The organism is Thiopseudomonas sp. SA1F2-1K (genome assembly GCF_057443035.1).
Map to the genome: position 1 here is coordinate 857,209 of NZ_CM172014.1, position 13,979 is coordinate 871,187.

General features: G+C 46.8%; 17 protein-coding genes and 1 pseudogene. 7 read left to right on the top strand and 11 right to left on the bottom strand.

Annotated features, from left to right (window positions below):
• The first annotated feature begins 43 nt into the window (after positions 1-43).
• Complete coding sequence (locus tag AC2T15_RS04085) at positions 44-736, top strand: class I SAM-dependent methyltransferase (RefSeq protein WP_486778812.1); 693 nt, start codon at positions 44-46, stop codon at positions 734-736.
• 23 nt (positions 737-759) lie between these two features.
• Here AC2T15_RS04085 and AC2T15_RS04090 read toward each other — a convergent pair whose 3' ends face one another.
• Positions 760-1,254 (bottom strand): STAS domain-containing protein, encoded by a 495-nt coding sequence (locus AC2T15_RS04090; RefSeq protein ID WP_053101655.1) that lies wholly within the window; start codon positions 1,252-1,254, stop codon positions 760-762.
• Positions 1,254-2,048, bottom strand: a complete 795-nt coding sequence (locus AC2T15_RS04095) for a PP2C family protein-serine/threonine phosphatase (RefSeq protein ID WP_286592766.1) — start codon at positions 2,046-2,048, stop codon at positions 1,254-1,256. The genes AC2T15_RS04090 and AC2T15_RS04095 overlap by 1 nt, the downstream gene beginning before the upstream one ends.
• Positions 2,049-2,284: 236 nt before the next feature.
• On the opposite strand from AC2T15_RS04095, the gene AC2T15_RS04100 reads away from it, so the two are divergent.
• The 6 genes from AC2T15_RS04100 (at position 2,285) to AC2T15_RS04125 (ending at position 7,135) form a co-directional block, all read left to right on the top strand.
• Positions 2,285-2,599, top strand: a complete 315-nt coding sequence (locus tag AC2T15_RS04100) for a PepSY domain-containing protein (protein WP_053102217.1) — start codon at positions 2,285-2,287, stop codon at positions 2,597-2,599.
• 252 nt (positions 2,600-2,851) lie between these two features.
• Positions 2,852-3,121, top strand: coding sequence for a metal-sensing transcriptional repressor (locus AC2T15_RS04105; protein WP_053101658.1), 270 nt, complete (start codon positions 2,852-2,854; stop codon positions 3,119-3,121).
• 26 nt (positions 3,122-3,147) lie between these two features.
• Positions 3,148-3,903: a sulfite exporter TauE/SafE family protein gene (locus AC2T15_RS04110; protein WP_486779014.1), complete on the top strand. Its 756-nt coding sequence runs from the start codon at positions 3,148-3,150 to the stop codon at positions 3,901-3,903.
• An 83-nt stretch (positions 3,904-3,986) separates the two neighbouring features.
• A complete protein-coding gene (gene recQ / locus AC2T15_RS04115; protein WP_486778813.1) occupies positions 3,987-6,143 on the top strand; it encodes a DNA helicase RecQ in 2,157 nt (718 codons plus the stop codon).
• Positions 6,144-6,437: 294 nt separating this feature from the next.
• On the top strand, positions 6,438-6,824 hold the full coding sequence (locus AC2T15_RS04120; RefSeq protein ID WP_053101660.1) for a DMT family transporter: 387 nt from the start codon (positions 6,438-6,440) through the stop codon (positions 6,822-6,824).
• Positions 6,821-7,135 (top strand): DMT family transporter, encoded by a 315-nt coding sequence (locus AC2T15_RS04125; protein WP_053101661.1) that lies wholly within the window; start codon positions 6,821-6,823, stop codon positions 7,133-7,135. Before AC2T15_RS04120 ends, AC2T15_RS04125 begins: the two co-directional genes overlap by 4 nt.
• Before the next feature lie 65 nt (positions 7,136-7,200).
• Here AC2T15_RS04125 and AC2T15_RS04130 read toward each other — a convergent pair.
• The 9 genes and pseudogenes from AC2T15_RS04130 to AC2T15_RS04170 form a co-directional block, all read right to left on the bottom strand.
• Positions 7,201-7,643: pseudogene (locus AC2T15_RS04130) on the bottom strand (hemerythrin domain-containing protein).
• A 128-nt stretch (positions 7,644-7,771) separates the two neighbouring features.
• Positions 7,772-8,428 carry a 7-carboxy-7-deazaguanine synthase QueE gene (locus tag AC2T15_RS04135; RefSeq protein WP_053101663.1) on the bottom strand — a complete coding sequence of 219 codons (657 nt, stop codon included), beginning with the start codon at positions 8,426-8,428 and terminating at the stop codon, positions 7,772-7,774.
• Positions 8,421-8,864 (bottom strand): 6-carboxytetrahydropterin synthase QueD, encoded by a 444-nt coding sequence (gene queD, locus AC2T15_RS04140; RefSeq protein ID WP_053102221.1) that lies wholly within the window; start codon positions 8,862-8,864, stop codon positions 8,421-8,423. The genes AC2T15_RS04135 and queD overlap by 8 nt, the downstream gene beginning before the upstream one ends.
• 3 nt (positions 8,865-8,867) lie before the next feature.
• Entirely contained in the window at positions 8,868-9,581 is a 714-nt protein-coding gene (queC, locus tag AC2T15_RS04145; RefSeq protein ID WP_486778814.1) for a 7-cyano-7-deazaguanine synthase QueC, read from the bottom strand.
• Positions 9,582-9,736: 155 nt separating this feature from the next.
• Positions 9,737-10,576: an inositol monophosphatase family protein gene (locus tag AC2T15_RS04150; protein WP_053101666.1), complete on the bottom strand. Its 840-nt coding sequence runs from the start codon at positions 10,574-10,576 to the stop codon at positions 9,737-9,739.
• A gap of 199 nt (positions 10,577-10,775) precedes the next feature.
• Positions 10,776-10,973, bottom strand: a complete 198-nt coding sequence (locus tag AC2T15_RS04155; protein ID WP_053101667.1) for a CsbD family protein — start codon at positions 10,971-10,973, stop codon at positions 10,776-10,778.
• Positions 10,974-11,071: 98 nt separating this feature from the next.
• Positions 11,072-11,425: a BON domain-containing protein gene (locus AC2T15_RS04160; RefSeq protein ID WP_286594570.1), complete on the bottom strand. Its 354-nt coding sequence runs from the start codon at positions 11,423-11,425 to the stop codon at positions 11,072-11,074.
• A 257-nt stretch (positions 11,426-11,682) separates the two neighbouring features.
• Positions 11,683-12,432 carry a glucosamine-6-phosphate deaminase gene (nagB, locus tag AC2T15_RS04165; protein ID WP_286594572.1) on the bottom strand — a complete coding sequence of 250 codons (750 nt, stop codon included), beginning with the start codon at positions 12,430-12,432 and terminating at the stop codon, positions 11,683-11,685.
• A gap of 113 nt (positions 12,433-12,545) precedes the next feature.
• Positions 12,546-13,940 (bottom strand): MATE family efflux transporter, encoded by a 1,395-nt coding sequence (locus tag AC2T15_RS04170; RefSeq protein ID WP_486778815.1) that lies wholly within the window; start codon positions 13,938-13,940, stop codon positions 12,546-12,548.
• Positions 13,941-13,979: the final 39 nt, after the last annotated feature.

Genomic DNA, 13,979 nt, shown 5'->3' on the forward strand with positions numbered 1-13,979 from the left:
GCTGTTACCAGTACTTTAGGAGGCCTTTGAATATGCAGTGTCAATGAGTGCGGTAACTTATCAGCTTAAACAAGATATCATTCAGTTAAATGCGCAGCATTCGCTGACCATTAAATCACTTCTCGATCATCAACAGTTTTACGATCCACAGCAACAAGCGCAACGCTTAGGTATTTGCTCAGCCGCCTGGCCAATTTTTGGACTAGTTTGGCCTTCGAGTATTCAGCTAGCAAAAAAACTATTAAAACGAACCATCGCAGCAGACCAGCGGATTTTAGAAATTGGCTGTGGTTTAGGTATTGCCAGCATGGTCGCCAAACAGCTGGGGCTTAATATCACCGCCAGTGACCGCCACCCCTTAGCGCCAAAGTTCTTACGCAAAAATACCCAGCTTAATAATTTAGCTGAAATCCCTTTCTTGCATGGGCAGTGGGGAGTTAATCAGCCGGCATCTATTTTGGATACCAATGCGCCGTTACTCTCTGGAACTTACGATTACATCTTAGCTAGCGATATTTTGTATGAGCCAGACAATGCATTGCAGGTGGCGCAGTTTATTCAGCGCTATGCGGCGCCAGAGGCGACTATCTGGTTGGTTGATCCTAACCGCGGTTACCATAACCATGTACGCCGTCATTTGGCTGAGTTCGGCTTTCAATTAGCTGAGCAGGTGCGGTTAGAGCATGGGCCAGGTGAAGAGCAGTACCGGGGCCGGTTATTAGTTTTTCAGCGCTAGCAGTGCCTGCAGGCGACGCGGGTTTAGTTGTGCGGCGTTTGATCCTGTAGGTATTCCACTAAGCTGTGAAAGGATTGGCGATTTTCTTCGTTTAAGCCCATCAGAATTTGGTGGGCTTCCAGCACTCTGGCTTTTACCGTGGCCTCAGATAGCGGTTGCGCTGGCAAATCATTTAAGCATTCAGGGCAGGGTTGCTGGGTATGCACCAGATTAAATACCTGATTAAAGCCCATCGAATCAAGTAAGTGGCTAATATCAGGGTTAGTGGAAACAATAGTAGGAAAAATACCCAGTTGCTGTTGCGATAAAATCGACAATTTAGCCAAGAGCCCAAGGGTCGTGCTGTCTAAGCTAATGGCTTCGGTTAAATCCACCAAGATTGAGGTAAAGGGCTGGGTATTTAGCGCTTTATGGATAGCCGTGCTGAGCTCATTACACAGCGTAAGACGCACATCTCCTGAGAACTTCAGAATGAAGGTCGGCATCTGGATCGCGTATTGAATTTTACCTGTATTCATTAAAGCATCCGGCTAATGGTCAATAGAGCCACATCATCGTCAATTACTTCCGAGCGGTCTAGTCTTAGCTGGCTCAGCAGCTCACTCCATTGGCCAGAGGTCTGTTCAACTAGTTCTAGCAGTTGTTGCTCTTTGGCTTGTAAACGTTGGGCATTGAGCAGCTCAAAGACGCCATCGGAAAATAGATGCAGACTAAAGGGCTGACTTAAGTCTAGGCTATTGTCGCTGTATTGAGCATTGGCAAATAAACCAATTGGCTGCCCTTTGCCACTTAAAAAACGAGCCTGACCTTGTTGCATAAACACTGGAGCGGGTAGATGACCGGCCATGCTCCAGGTGAGTTGTTGGCTACGCTGATCAATGCAACCTAAAATTAACGTGGCATGTTTTTCAATACCAATGGTAAGCCACTGCTGATTAATCGCTTGTAGGATACTGGCTGGCGTTAAATGATTTTGGCCGTTAGCAATCGCTTGGCGCATGAGTCCTTGTAACAGCACACTGCCAAGAGCAGATGCTGTACCGTGTCCCGCTACATCCGCCAGATAGAAAAAGTGCCGGTCTTGATCTAAGGCTAAGTAATCCAACGTATCGCCGGATAAATACAGTGCCGGGCGGACTAACGAATGAAAATCATAGGCCTGCCAGCTGAGTTCGGCAGCAGGTAATAAGCTGGCTTGCAGTTGCTGACCTAGGCGCTGGTCAGCCAGTACACGGTGTAGCGTCGCTGATTCAGATAACTCGGTATGAGCTAAGGAGGCGCATGCCTGAATTGGCTGCTGGGGACTTTGCATAAAAAGCCAAATGTAATCGTTATTAAGTAAGAGCTGCAAAAGGTACTCTTATCGGTACTAGGTTTCAACTTTTTAGCTTTTTCTATAGCGAAATGGAATTATTTTTTGGGTGTCCAGTCTGAATAGATAACGGATTTAAGCAGTTTATGGCGTGTTTTATCCTAGGCAACACGTCTTTAACCACAGGATTGTATTCGATCTAAAATCTGTATTTGTTTTACTACTGGAGAACTATCATGAAGAAGCTGATGACCTTAACCACTGCCTCCATTGCTGCACTGGCTTTATCTGCAGGACTGGCTCAAGCACGTGATTTAACTCCTGAAGAAATTAATCAATTAACTGGTGCTGGCACTATTCAGTCGGTTGAGCAGTTAAATCAAGTGGTATTAGAGCAGCATCCTGGTGCTGAAATTTACAAAGCCGAACTTGAGCAAGACGGTAACCGCTATGTGTATGAAGTGGATTTAAAAGATGCGCAAGGTGTGAAGTGGGATTTAGAGCTGGATGCAGCCAATGGCCAAGTGTTAAAAAACAAGCAAGATGACTGAGCCAAAGAGTAGGTGGTGTATTTGACCCCAAGGTTACCTGACCTTTGATACACAGGTTTAATTAAATAGGTGTCACTAAATAGCGAGCTTCGGCTCGCTATTTTTATGGCGCTAAATGGGGGTTGGTTGCAGTTTATCGGCAGCGCTGATCGTCTCAGGGGCAAGTGTGTTAAAATTACCCTAATTTAATTATGTGTCAGTTTAAGCTGCGAGGTAGCAGCTTAGTCAGGCGTCGTTGACGCGGAGAAAACAATGAGTAGTGATTTGCGTGCTGCCCAGCAGCAAGCGTTAGTTAAGCGTTTAGCACGAGTAGAGGGACAAATTCGGGGTATTCAAGCGATGGTCTTGCGCGAAGAAAATTGTGAAGCCATTGCCCAACAATTTAGTGCGGCACGCCGCGCGTTAGACAAAGCCTATCAAGAAATGCTGGCTTGCCTGTTAGAAGAGGCAGTGTTAAATCCTGAACTCGATAAAAGCGACACCTTGCTTGAGGTGCGCAAAATCTTTACCAAGTACACCTAACTGATTTAGGCGACTCAAGCATGCCGATCGATGCCTTACTTTTGGAAGCCTTAGCCATTGGCGGAGTGCTAGGCTTGTTGCTTGGGCTCACTGGAGCCGGTGGCTCGTTGGTAGGGTTGCCTTTATTGCTGAGTTTGCATTTGCCTCTGCGCGATGCAATTGGTGTGAGTTTAGGGGCAGTGGCTTTATCTGCGCTGATTGGTGCGATTCCCCGCTGGCGAGCCGGACAAGTTAAGCTGGTTCCGGTGTTTTTACTGGCCAGTACTGGTTTGCCGGGAAGCTGGCTAGGGCAACAAATAGGCCAGTACATTCCTGAGTTTTGGTTGATTTTAGCCTTTTGTTTACTGGTGTTATGGTCCGCGTGGCGGATGTGGCGTAATGCCAGTTTGAGCGAGCAACGGTCGGTTCCCGAGTTAAAGCCTGCAGCGTTGGTGGTAATCGGTTTATTGGTTGGCGTGTTATCCGGCTTAATGGGGGTAGGCGGCGGCTTTTTAATTGTGCCGGCACTGTTATGGTTTAGCCCTTTATCGATGCTTGCTGCAGCTGCTACCTCGATGGCGGTGATTGCGATTGTTTCGGGGGCTGGCTTTGTTATTTATCTATCCAGTGCTGAGCCTTCTACTACTTTACTGGCAGGATTAGCCTGCGGTGGCATGCTAGGTGTTTTGCTAGGTAATAAGCTGGCAGAGAGGCTCGGTGGTGTCATACTGCAGCGCATTTTTTCGATTATGTTACTGTTGGTCAGTTTGTCGATGGCGCTGCAAAAGTTAATTTTGGTTTAAGTCGTTGCCATTTGGTTGTTTTTTCTTGCGATTACTCAGTGCGTTAGTCAATTGGCACTGGGTCAAAATTTTGGAGTAAGGCTGTGGAACGCGCGTTAAAAACCTTAAAGCAAGTATTTGGGTATGACGCTTTTCGCGGTCAGCAAGCCGCCATTATCGAGCAGGTGGTAACGGGGCATGATGCTTTAGTGCTGATGCCTACCGGTGGTGGCAAATCCTTATGTTATCAGTTGCCGGCATTACTGCGAGAAGGGCTCGCGGTGGTGGTTTCACCGCTAATTGCCTTAATGCAAGATCAGGTCAGCACACTGCTAGAACAAGGGGTACAAGCAGCTGCCTTAAACTCCAGTCAGTCCTATGAAGAGCAAAAGCAGATTGCCGATCAACTACGCTCAGGACAACTCAAATTATTGTATGTGGCGCCAGAGCGTTTATTGCAACCACGGATGCTGGCCTTTTTACAGCGCCTGCAAATTAGTTTATTTGCCATTGACGAGGCGCACTGCGTGTCGCAATGGGGGCATGACTTTCGCCCCGAATATTTACAGCTAAGTCAGCTGGCTACGTGGTTTCCTAAGGTACCGCGAATTGCCTTAACTGCCACCGCCGATGCCCGCACCCAGAATGAAATCGTGCAGCGCTTACATTTAGAGCAAGCCCAGCGCTTTGTTTCAAGCTTTGATCGGCCTAATATTTTTTATCGGATTGTGGTGAAAGATCGTCCACAACAGCAATTGTTAAAATTTTTAGCCAGTCGCAAAGAGGATGCAGGCATTGTTTATTGCATGTCGCGGAAAAAGGTGGAAGAAACAGCGCAATTTTTAACCGATAAAGGCTATTTAGCGCTGCCCTATCATGCTGGGCTGGAGCCCGAAGTGCGCGCCTTGCATCAGCAACGCTTTATCAATGAAGAAGGCTTAATCATGGTGGCGACCATTGCATTTGGCATGGGGATTGATAAGCCGAACGTGCGCTTTGTCGCGCATTTGGACTTGCCTAAATCCCTTGAAGCTTACTACCAAGAAACCGGGCGTGCTGGGCGCGATGGTTTACCAGCGGATGCCTGGATGACCTACGGCTTAAATGATGTATTGTTTTTAAAACGCATGTTGGCGGAGTCTGACAGTGAAGCTAAATATAAGCGGGTTGAGCAGCACAAACTTGATGCCATGCTGGCGCTCTGTGAAGAGGCTCGTTGCCGCCGCCAGGCCTTGCTTAACTATTTTGATGAAGAACTAACTCAGCCGTGTGGCCATTGTGATAACTGCGTTGATCAGGTGCAAACCTGGGATGCAACTGAGGCTGCTCGTTTAGCCTTGTCGGCGATTTATCGTACCGGACAGCGCTATGGTGTCGGCCATGTGACGGATGTGATTGTGGGTAAAGACAATCAACGTATTCGTGAAGTAGGGCATCAGCACTTATCGGTGTATAACGCGGGTGCCAATTTTAAAATGGATGAAACTCAGTGGCGAACCTTGTTCCGTCAGTTAGTTGCCCGCGGCTTAGTTGATGTGGATGTCGAGGGGTATGGCGGCTTGCGTTTAAATGACTCTTGTCGGCCTTTATTGCGTGGTGAGCAAGCACTGGAGTTACGCCTTGATCTAGCGCCAAAGAAAACCTATAACGCCTCAGCCGCTAGCCAGCTGGTAAAAGAGCATGAGCGTGCATTGTGGGAGCAGTTGCGCCAGCTCAGACGGCATTTGGCCCAAGAGCATCAGGTGCCTCCCTATGTAATTTTTCCCGATGCCACGTTATTGGAGATGCTCCGTAGTCACCCCACCAGTTTGGCCGAGTTAGCTGCAGTCAGTGGGGTCGGCGAGCATAAGCTCAAACGTTATGGCAGTGCCTTCCTCGCGGTGTTTACCGCTGCTGAGACAGAATCTGCCGCGCAGCCAGCAGTTAAGCCCAGTGATTTAACCCACGAGCTGGTATGTTTAGCACGGGCAGGGATGTCGCCGGAGCAAATCAGTCAACAGCTGCAGTGCAGCAGTAAAAATGTTTACGCATTAATGGCCAGTGCCTTGGCCGATGGACAGCTGACGTTAGAGCAGGCTATAGATATTTCTAATCCATTAATTGAAGAGATTCAGGATGCTTTTTTAGCTATGGGCGACGAGCAACAAGGGTTACCTAAAGTTAGTGAGCTACAGCCTATGTTTAAAGGGGTTGACCCTGGAATTCTGCACTGTGTGCGGGCAGCCTTACAGCGCGAGCTTATGCAATTTGAGGAGGACTAATAAGCAAAGTTGGTGCTTTGATAGATTTATGCTATAATCGCACCTACGATTGGCTCCCTAAACTTTTTTATGTCTTGTTTAAGCATAGTTCTTCAGTTATCTAACACCTCCCTACAAAATCATCATTTCTATGAAATCGGCTGGCGCGGTGGCCGCTAGCGTACTCTCGTACCTATTGTTTTAACCTGTGTTGTTTAACGCATTTATTATTAACAATTCAGACGCGCTTGTAGATTACAAGACTCTTATTCCATGTGCAGTGGCACCTAAGAGCGGCGTCTAAACGAGGTTCACATGTATTATTGGCTAATGTTATTTCTGGCTGTAGTGGCGGAAGTAATTAGTACAATCGGCATGAAATACGCATCCAACAGCTCGCCAGTCCTAGGTTACCTAGTGATGGCAACCATGATTTCACTTTCGTTTTATGCTTTTTCTCGTGCGGTAATTCGCATTCCTTTAGCCGTGTCCTATGCGATTTGGGAAGGTTTAGGCCTGTTCTTAATTGCCATGGCTGGCATTGTATTCTTTGGTGAATACCTAAATTTAAAAGAAATTGGCGCTATTGGCTTAATGATGGTGGGGCTGATGCTGATCACTTTCGATAGCGCTAACGATGAAGCTGACAACGAACTTAAGCCTTCAGTAGAAGGACCGAAAAAAGGAAAGGTGACCCTATGATTATTCCAGCATCCTTATTAGTAGGATCGGTGACGCTGGACCTACTGGCAAACTATTGCGTAAAGCGTTCGAAAGGCTTTAAGAAAAAAGCCTGGGCTGCGGGCAGTATTGCATTAATTATCTTAGCCTTTGTTTTATTAAGTTTTGTGGTGCGCTACATTCCATTGGGCGTGGCCTATTCGGCTTGGGGTAGCCTAGGTATTTTAGGTACCGTGGCGATTGACCGCTTAGTGTTTAAATCACGCTTAGGAACTAAAGGAATAGTTGGTGTGGGTTTTATTGTGGTAGGTATTATTATTCTACAAGTTTAATCAGCATTGCTTAGCGCAAGGCCAGCCTAATGAGCTGGCCTTTTTTGTTGCTAAATAAAATAGCATTAAAACTCTTTAAGCCCATCTTGATAGTCTTGGTTATAGCCTTTAACCAATTGTACTTTTTCTTCTGCTGATAAGAGTTTACCGGCCATTTGAAAGAAACGATGCTCTTCTTCTTGTAGATGGTGTATACCAGATCGCTCAATTGCTTGGCATACACTAACCAAGTAGGACTTGAGTACTCGGTTGCTTGTAGTTGTTCAATCAATTCATCCATTTCATGGTGTTCAGCAATGGCGTGGCGGCTTAAATCTACTCCTTGGTCATACTTCATTAAGGGTAAATAGAAAAACCGCTCTTCAGCCCGAGCATGGGCTTTAAGCTCACGGACTAACTGTTGAAAGAGACTATCGCGTTCACTGGATTCACCTTGGGTGTTGCTGACTTTAGCGCAGAGTTCGCGCTGGATATCGTGGCTTTCTCGAAGTGCAGTAAAGCTATTCATAGCTCGTCATCTCTCGGTTATAAAGTTATCACTGGCCAGCTTAATTAATTATCAAACTGACCAGGTTAGAGAATAGGACTTGCCACCCGGGCTTCGGTTCGTGAAAACCGCCCAGAGCTTGTTTATTATTAGCGAATACCTAGCAATTTATGGGTTTGTAAGCTCAGCTGCCAGTGCGGCTGGCCCTGTGCTCGTTGGTTTAACCGGCCCAGCAGTTGTAAGGTTTCAAGCAAGGTAAAGGAAGGGGAAGACGTCTTGCTGCTGGATACAGTGATTTGCTCGCAAGGCGATAGATAGTAATGCTTGGCAGGCAAGTGCTGCTCAATAAACTGGCAAAAGTCAAAGACATCACCATCCACTACAATCCGCACCTCATCGGCTTGAGTTAGCATCTGACTATGATATTTCTTGGCGTAAAGCGCTTTAGGGCTAGCACTAATAAAGTCAATTTCACTGGGTACTGGCTGTAAGCCATTGGTTTCTATCGTTAGAAAGTAGCCGCGCTGCTTGAGTTGTTTTAGTAGCAGATCAATCTCTGGTACTACACTAGGTTCGCCGCCGGTAATAATGATATTGGTTGCATTCAAAGCCTCTACTTGCTTAAGAATTTCGCTGAGTGACAGCGTGCTATAGCTAAGATAATCCGTATCACACCAAGGGCAGGCGAGATTGCATTTACCAAAACGGATAAAAATAGCGTCCATCCCGGTGTTATAGCCCTCACCTTGCAGGCTTTGAAAAATTTCGACGATATTAAACTGTGGTTCTGTGGCCAGCTTAATCATCACTGGCCTCCTTGCTTGAGGGGCTGTTGCACTCAGCGTAAGAGCTGGGCGTTTCATAAAGCCGTATACGGCTGATAGGCAGCTTGGTGCTGAGTTGATCAAAGATAAACTGGCTCAGCATTTCGGCCGTGGTCCGCCCTTTAAAAGCAAAGGTTTTCATCTGCCAGCTTTGCAGTAGCTGGGCGATGGTGCTTTCTTTTTCGCTATGTATATCGTAAATAAACGCATGGTCAAGGTGATCGACTATTTGCTGTTTAACTGCTTGCTTGAGGTCGGCAAAATCCAACACCATGCCGGCTTTGGGGCCAGATTTAATCAGTGGGCCTTGCACCTCTACTTCGAGTTGGTAAGTGTGCCCATGCAGGTTTTGGCATTTACCATCATGGCAATCGAGTAAGTGTGCGCTGTCAAAACTAAAGTGCTTTACAATTTTCATCGATTACTCCTTAGCGGTGCTGGCACAGCGCTGGGCGAGGTATTCAGCAAGGCCTTTTTCCCGTAATAAACAGCTAGGGCATTGATGGCAACCGCCTTTCACGCCCTCATAGCAGGTATGGCTGTAGTCTCGAACAAACTCTAGGTGTTGTAGTTGATCGGCCAGTGCCCAGGTTTGCGCTTTAGTGAGCTGCATTAAGGGGGCATGGATTTTAAACGGAAAATCCATGGCGAGTTGCAAGGTGTTTTCCATTGACTGAATAAAGGCTTGGCGGCAATCGGGATAACCACTGGAGTCTGCCTCGCTTACGCCAATAATCAGTTGTTGAATGTCTTGGCTTTTGGCGTAAATTGCGGCGTAGAGTAAGAACAGTGCATTGCGTCCTTCAACCAGCGTATTAGGTGGCGCATCATCGTAGTCTTCAATGGGGGCGCTACTGTCCATCAGCGCATTAGTCGTGACTTGCTGTAGCAGTGAGAGATCTAGCAGAGTCTGCTTAATATTGAAGTGCTGTAAAATTTTGCTGGCACACTCTAATTCAATGGCATGCCGTTGCCCGTAAGTAAAAGTAATGGCTTCTACTTGTGCAGCGCCGTAGTCGTGAATGGCTTGAATTAAGCAAGTGGTTGAGTCTTGACCGCCAGAGAAAATAACTAAGGCTCGTGCCGTATTGCTCTGAGCGTTAGCTGGATTTGAAGGGGGAGTCGCAGAATGCATAAAGAGTCCTTAGTTTTGGTTTGGGGTAAACCCCGCGTGGGATGGGATTACGAACCACGCTAGAAAACAGAGTCAGTTGCAACTAATAGATAGTCGTTTGTATCGCTTAAGATTGGTGATCACTGACTGATAGGGCAGTGATCACCAAAAATATCTTAGTATGAGGCTGTGCTGGCTTTTTGTGGCTTCATGCTAGAAGGCACATTCGGCTGAATCGCGGTAAGCACCGCTTTAAAGCATTTAGCGTTACCCGCTACAATATGCCCACTTTCTAAGTGGCTATGGCCACCCACAAAGTCACTGACTAAACCACCAGCTTCTTGAATTAGTAGGACGCCTGCAGCCATATCCCATTCAGATAGGCCATACTCCCAGAACGCATCAAAGCGGCCAGCAGCCACATAGGCTAAATCTAAGCTGGCTGCACCGGCACGGCGAATACCGGCGGTTTGTCCGGTAAGGTTACGCAGCATGCCAAGATAGTTTTCAAAATGTTCCATCTGCGAGTCGCGGAACGGAAAACCGGTACCTAATAAAGCGCCATCGAGGCTTTTTTGCTTGCTGACTCGAATTCGGCGGCCATTTAATGCGGCACCACGGCCACGGCTAGCGGTAAACTCTTCTTGGCGAACGGGATCAACCACCACCGCGTGCTCTAAACGGCCACGGTACTTACAGGCAATACTTACCGCAAATTGGGGAACGCCACGAATAAAGTTAGTAGTACCATCGAGTGGATCGATAATCCATTGGTAATCAGCACCGGCACCGGTGCCTTGGATACGGGTACCTTCTTCACCAAGAATGGAATGATCAGGGTGAGCTTTGAGTAGGGCTTCAACGATGATTTTTTCGGCAGCGCGATCAACCTCGGTGACATAGTCTTTAGCGTCTTTCTCGCTCACGGAATTAGCATCAAATCGTTCAGTAGCGCGAATAATAAATTCGCCAGCGGCACGCGCAGCGCGCAGCGCGATATTCAGCATAGGCTGCATAGTTAAGTCACCAGAAATTGTCAAAGAACAGGGCGCAAATTCTAGCACGGGATTAGACTTTTGTCTTGCTTAAAACTACCAGTGATTAATCTTGCCAGGCCAAATGGAAAAAGCCCAAGGCTGACGTTATCTTCAGCCTTGGGCTTAATTGCTAATCAAACACAGGTTTTGGTTAGCGGTTTAGGAGTGGATTTAGAGATTAGTATTTTTCACTAAACTCTTTGAGTTCTTTCTCGGCTTGCTCTTTAGTCCAGCCATAACGCTCTTGTAACTTGCCAGCTAAGTACTCGGTATGACCTTCAGCCACATCAAGATCGTCATCGGTTAATTGGCCCCATTTTTTCTGAATATCTCCTTTTAGCTGTTTCCACTTACCTTTAATAATATCTGTGTTCATTGCGACTCACCTTTTATGGATGGTTGTAGTTGCATTAGCTAAATGGAAAGACTAGCTAGCATGCTTGAGTGCTAGCTAGCCCTACAAGAGAGAGCTTATTAATGGCCGGTGACTTTTAGACCATCGGCAGCGACATTAGTGACGCCTTTAATACCTTGGGCGCGCTCAATTGCAAGGTCGCGTTCAGCTGGCGTGTTAACGGTACCACTGAGAGATACCACACCATTGTTGGTTTCTACTTTAATATCAAGACCGCTAATCGCGTGATCGGCTAAGAAAGTTGATTTTACTTTACTGGTAATCCAAGTATCTGAGCTGGCTTCTTTTACTTCAGAAGCGGCGTGACTAACTGAATCTTTAACAGAATTTTCAGCGAAAGCTTGTGACAAAGGTAAGCCAGCCAGTAGGGCGGTAGTCATAGCAACGCAGGCAAATTTGTTAGTGGTTTTCATAATGATTACTCCGTAATTTATTATCAGTCTCACATTGGAACCTAGGCTCAGGTTCTTGCAACGCTCGTAAAATCAGAGTGGATTCACCAAAAAAATGTTCAGCTTTCCTGATAAACGGTCATAGATTGCTGTGGTAGGGATAGCGCAGCGAGGCTTACGCTAAAAGAGCAGAAGGGGAAAGCGGTTAGGGCTGAAAGGCTTGAAAAAAGGATTGTCGCCTAGAGGTTGGTTGGCCTCTAAGCGAGTCAAGGAGGGGCTTAGGCAAGCTTTTTTAATGTTTCAGCTGAAACTAGTTGGGCTGCTGCTTGATCCATGACCAGTAGAAAGTTGGGATGATTTTTTAGGCAAGAGGCTGGCATCGACTCACAAACTGCCGAGTTGAAAAAGTCTAAAACCGTATGTGCTTTATGGGCACCAGTGACTACTAAGACAATCTGTTTGGCTTGCATAATGTCTTGAATGCCCATGGTAATGGCTTGTGTGGGAACTTCATCAAAGTTGTCAAAGAAGCGACCATTATCTAGGCGGGTTTGCTCAGATAATTCGACCACATGGGTTATAGAGTTAAAAGCGGTATGCGGCTCATTAAAACCAATATGGCCATTGGAACCAACCCCTAGTAGCTGCAAGTCTAAACCACCATGGCTACGAATGGCTGCAGTGTAACGTCGGCATTCCTGTTCCAAATCAGTGGCACAGCCATTGGGCAGGTTGATTGAGTCTGGGCACGACGGCAGATGGGCAAATAAATGCTCTTGCATGTAGTGATAGTAACTTTGTGGGTGAGTACGACTTAAGCCAACATACTCATCTAAGTTAAAGGTGGTTAGCTGCTCAAGGGAGGTGTTGTGTTGCTTAATTAGCTCAATTAAATGCGCGTATACCGGCTCCATGGTGCCGCCAGTGGCTAAGCCTAATACGCCCGCAGGACGCTGACTAATAAAATCCTGCAGCAAGTGGGCGGTGAATTGTGCGGCTTGCTCATGGGTGTTAAAAATGCGGTACATATGACTTCCTAATAATAGTGCTCTACCTTGAACAGGGCTGGCTGCAGCCCATAAATAGCCCTGCATTTTATGGGGAGGAGCAGGGCTAAGTAAATAAAATTTTTAATGCCCAGCTAGCTCAGAGTGGGTGGCGTATAAATGGTGGTATGTGGACGCTGTGCCACCCTATATAAACGACTACCTAGTAACAAGCCGGAACATGTGAGACCGATAATTAAACCTTGCCATAAGCCAGCAGGGCCTTGGGCTGGGCCCCAGTAATCAGTTAGACCTAAAATATAACCAATTGGTAAACCGATTCCCCAATAAGCAAATAAGGTAAAAATCATGGTTACTTTATTGTCTTGATAGCCCCGTAAAGCTCCGGCGGCGGTGACCTGAATCGCATCAGGAATTTGATAAATAGCAGCATAAATAATCAAGGAGGCAGCAATTGCTAGTACCTGGGCATCTTGGGTATAGATACCGGCAATCATAAAGCGACCAAAATACATCAAAGAGGCTGAGCCAATAGATAAACTAAAGGCGGTGATAAGTGCGACCTTTGCTGAGAAGCGTGCCCCTGCGCTTGAGTTAGCGCCTAAGGCTTGGCCCACACGCACGGTGGCGGCCATAGCTAAGGAGTAAGGCAGCATAAAGGTAATGGCACTAAAGTTAAGCGCAGTTTGATGGCCTGCAACGGTATACGCGCCTAGATTACCGATTAAAAGGGCGATAATAGAGAAAATACTGGCTTCGGCAAAAATCGCGATACCAATTGGAATACCCCGGAATAACAGGCCTTTAATCCGTTTTTTATTGGGCCAGTCAAAGCGGCCGATCAATTTGCTGCGTTTGTAATAGGGTGCCCAGCGCACCCAAACAATTTGTGCCAGCATCATAAAGGCCATCACAATGCCGGTGGCCACACCACACCCCACGCCACCTAAGGCAGGTAAGCCAAACTTACCATTGATCAAAATGTAGTTTAAGGGAATATTTACTGCTAAACCCAGTAGAGCGATGACCATGCTAGGGCGGGTGCGGCCAAGGCCTTCACTGTAACAACGCAGGACTAAATAAATAGCAACAGCTGGAAAACCACAGGCTACTGCTCGTAGATAGCCCATGGAAAGACTGATTAGCTCAGGGTCTACCTCGCGCCAAACCAAAATAGGCGTGGCATTCCACAGTAAAACACCACATAAACAACCAAGGAATAAGCCCAGCCATAATGCTTGGCGCACCAGCATGCCGATTTTATGCTCGGTACCACCGCCAAAATGGCGGGAAACTTGAGCAGTGGTGGTGAGTAAAATTCCATTCATTAATAAGTACACGGGCACCCAAATTGAGTTGCCGAGCGCTACAGCTGCTAAATCTATTGGACTGACTCGCCCAGCCATTACCGTATCGACAAACCCCATAGCAGTACTGGCTAATTGTGCAATAAAGATGGGAATAGCCAATTTGAGTAAGGCTTTCCATTCGGGGAAAAAAGCTAAGGTAGGGCGGGAAGTACTAGACATGTGTGACTCGATAGTTTTAGCAAAGATAGGGCAAAAGAT

Excerpts from the sequence above, each read along its gene's own strand:
- AC2T15_RS04085 (WP_486778812.1), top strand. The coding sequence starts at position 44 with ATGAGTGCGGTAACTTATCAGCTTAAACAAGATATCATTCAGTTAAAT.
- AC2T15_RS04090 (WP_053101655.1), bottom strand. The coding sequence starts at position 1,254 with ATGAATACAGGTAAAATTCAATACGCGATCCAGATGCCGACCTTCATT.
- AC2T15_RS04095 (WP_286592766.1), bottom strand. The coding sequence starts at position 2,048 with ATGCAAAGTCCCCAGCAGCCAATTCAGGCATGCGCCTCCTTAGCTCAT.
- AC2T15_RS04100 (WP_053102217.1), top strand. The coding sequence starts at position 2,285 with ATGAAGAAGCTGATGACCTTAACCACTGCCTCCATTGCTGCACTGGCT.
- AC2T15_RS04105 (WP_053101658.1), top strand. The coding sequence starts at position 2,852 with ATGAGTAGTGATTTGCGTGCTGCCCAGCAGCAAGCGTTAGTTAAGCGT.
- AC2T15_RS04120 (WP_053101660.1), top strand. The coding sequence starts at position 6,438 with ATGTATTATTGGCTAATGTTATTTCTGGCTGTAGTGGCGGAAGTAATT.
- AC2T15_RS04125 (WP_053101661.1), top strand. The coding sequence starts at position 6,821 with ATGATTATTCCAGCATCCTTATTAGTAGGATCGGTGACGCTGGACCTA.
- AC2T15_RS04135 (WP_053101663.1), bottom strand. The coding sequence starts at position 8,428 with ATGATTAAGCTGGCCACAGAACCACAGTTTAATATCGTCGAAATTTTT.
- queD (WP_053102221.1), bottom strand. The coding sequence starts at position 8,864 with ATGAAAATTGTAAAGCACTTTAGTTTTGACAGCGCACACTTACTCGAT.
- queC (WP_486778814.1), bottom strand. The coding sequence starts at position 9,581 with ATGCATTCTGCGACTCCCCCTTCAAATCCAGCTAACGCTCAGAGCAAT.
- AC2T15_RS04150 (WP_053101666.1), bottom strand. The coding sequence starts at position 10,576 with ATGCAGCCTATGCTGAATATCGCGCTGCGCGCTGCGCGTGCCGCTGGC.
- AC2T15_RS04155 (WP_053101667.1), bottom strand. The coding sequence starts at position 10,973 with ATGAACACAGATATTATTAAAGGTAAGTGGAAACAGCTAAAAGGAGAT.
- AC2T15_RS04160 (WP_286594570.1), bottom strand. The coding sequence starts at position 11,425 with ATGAAAACCACTAACAAATTTGCCTGCGTTGCTATGACTACCGCCCTA.
- nagB (WP_286594572.1), bottom strand. The coding sequence starts at position 12,432 with ATGTACCGCATTTTTAACACCCATGAGCAAGCCGCACAATTCACCGCC.
- AC2T15_RS04170 (WP_486778815.1), bottom strand. The coding sequence starts at position 13,940 with ATGTCTAGTACTTCCCGCCCTACCTTAGCTTTTTTCCCCGAATGGAAA.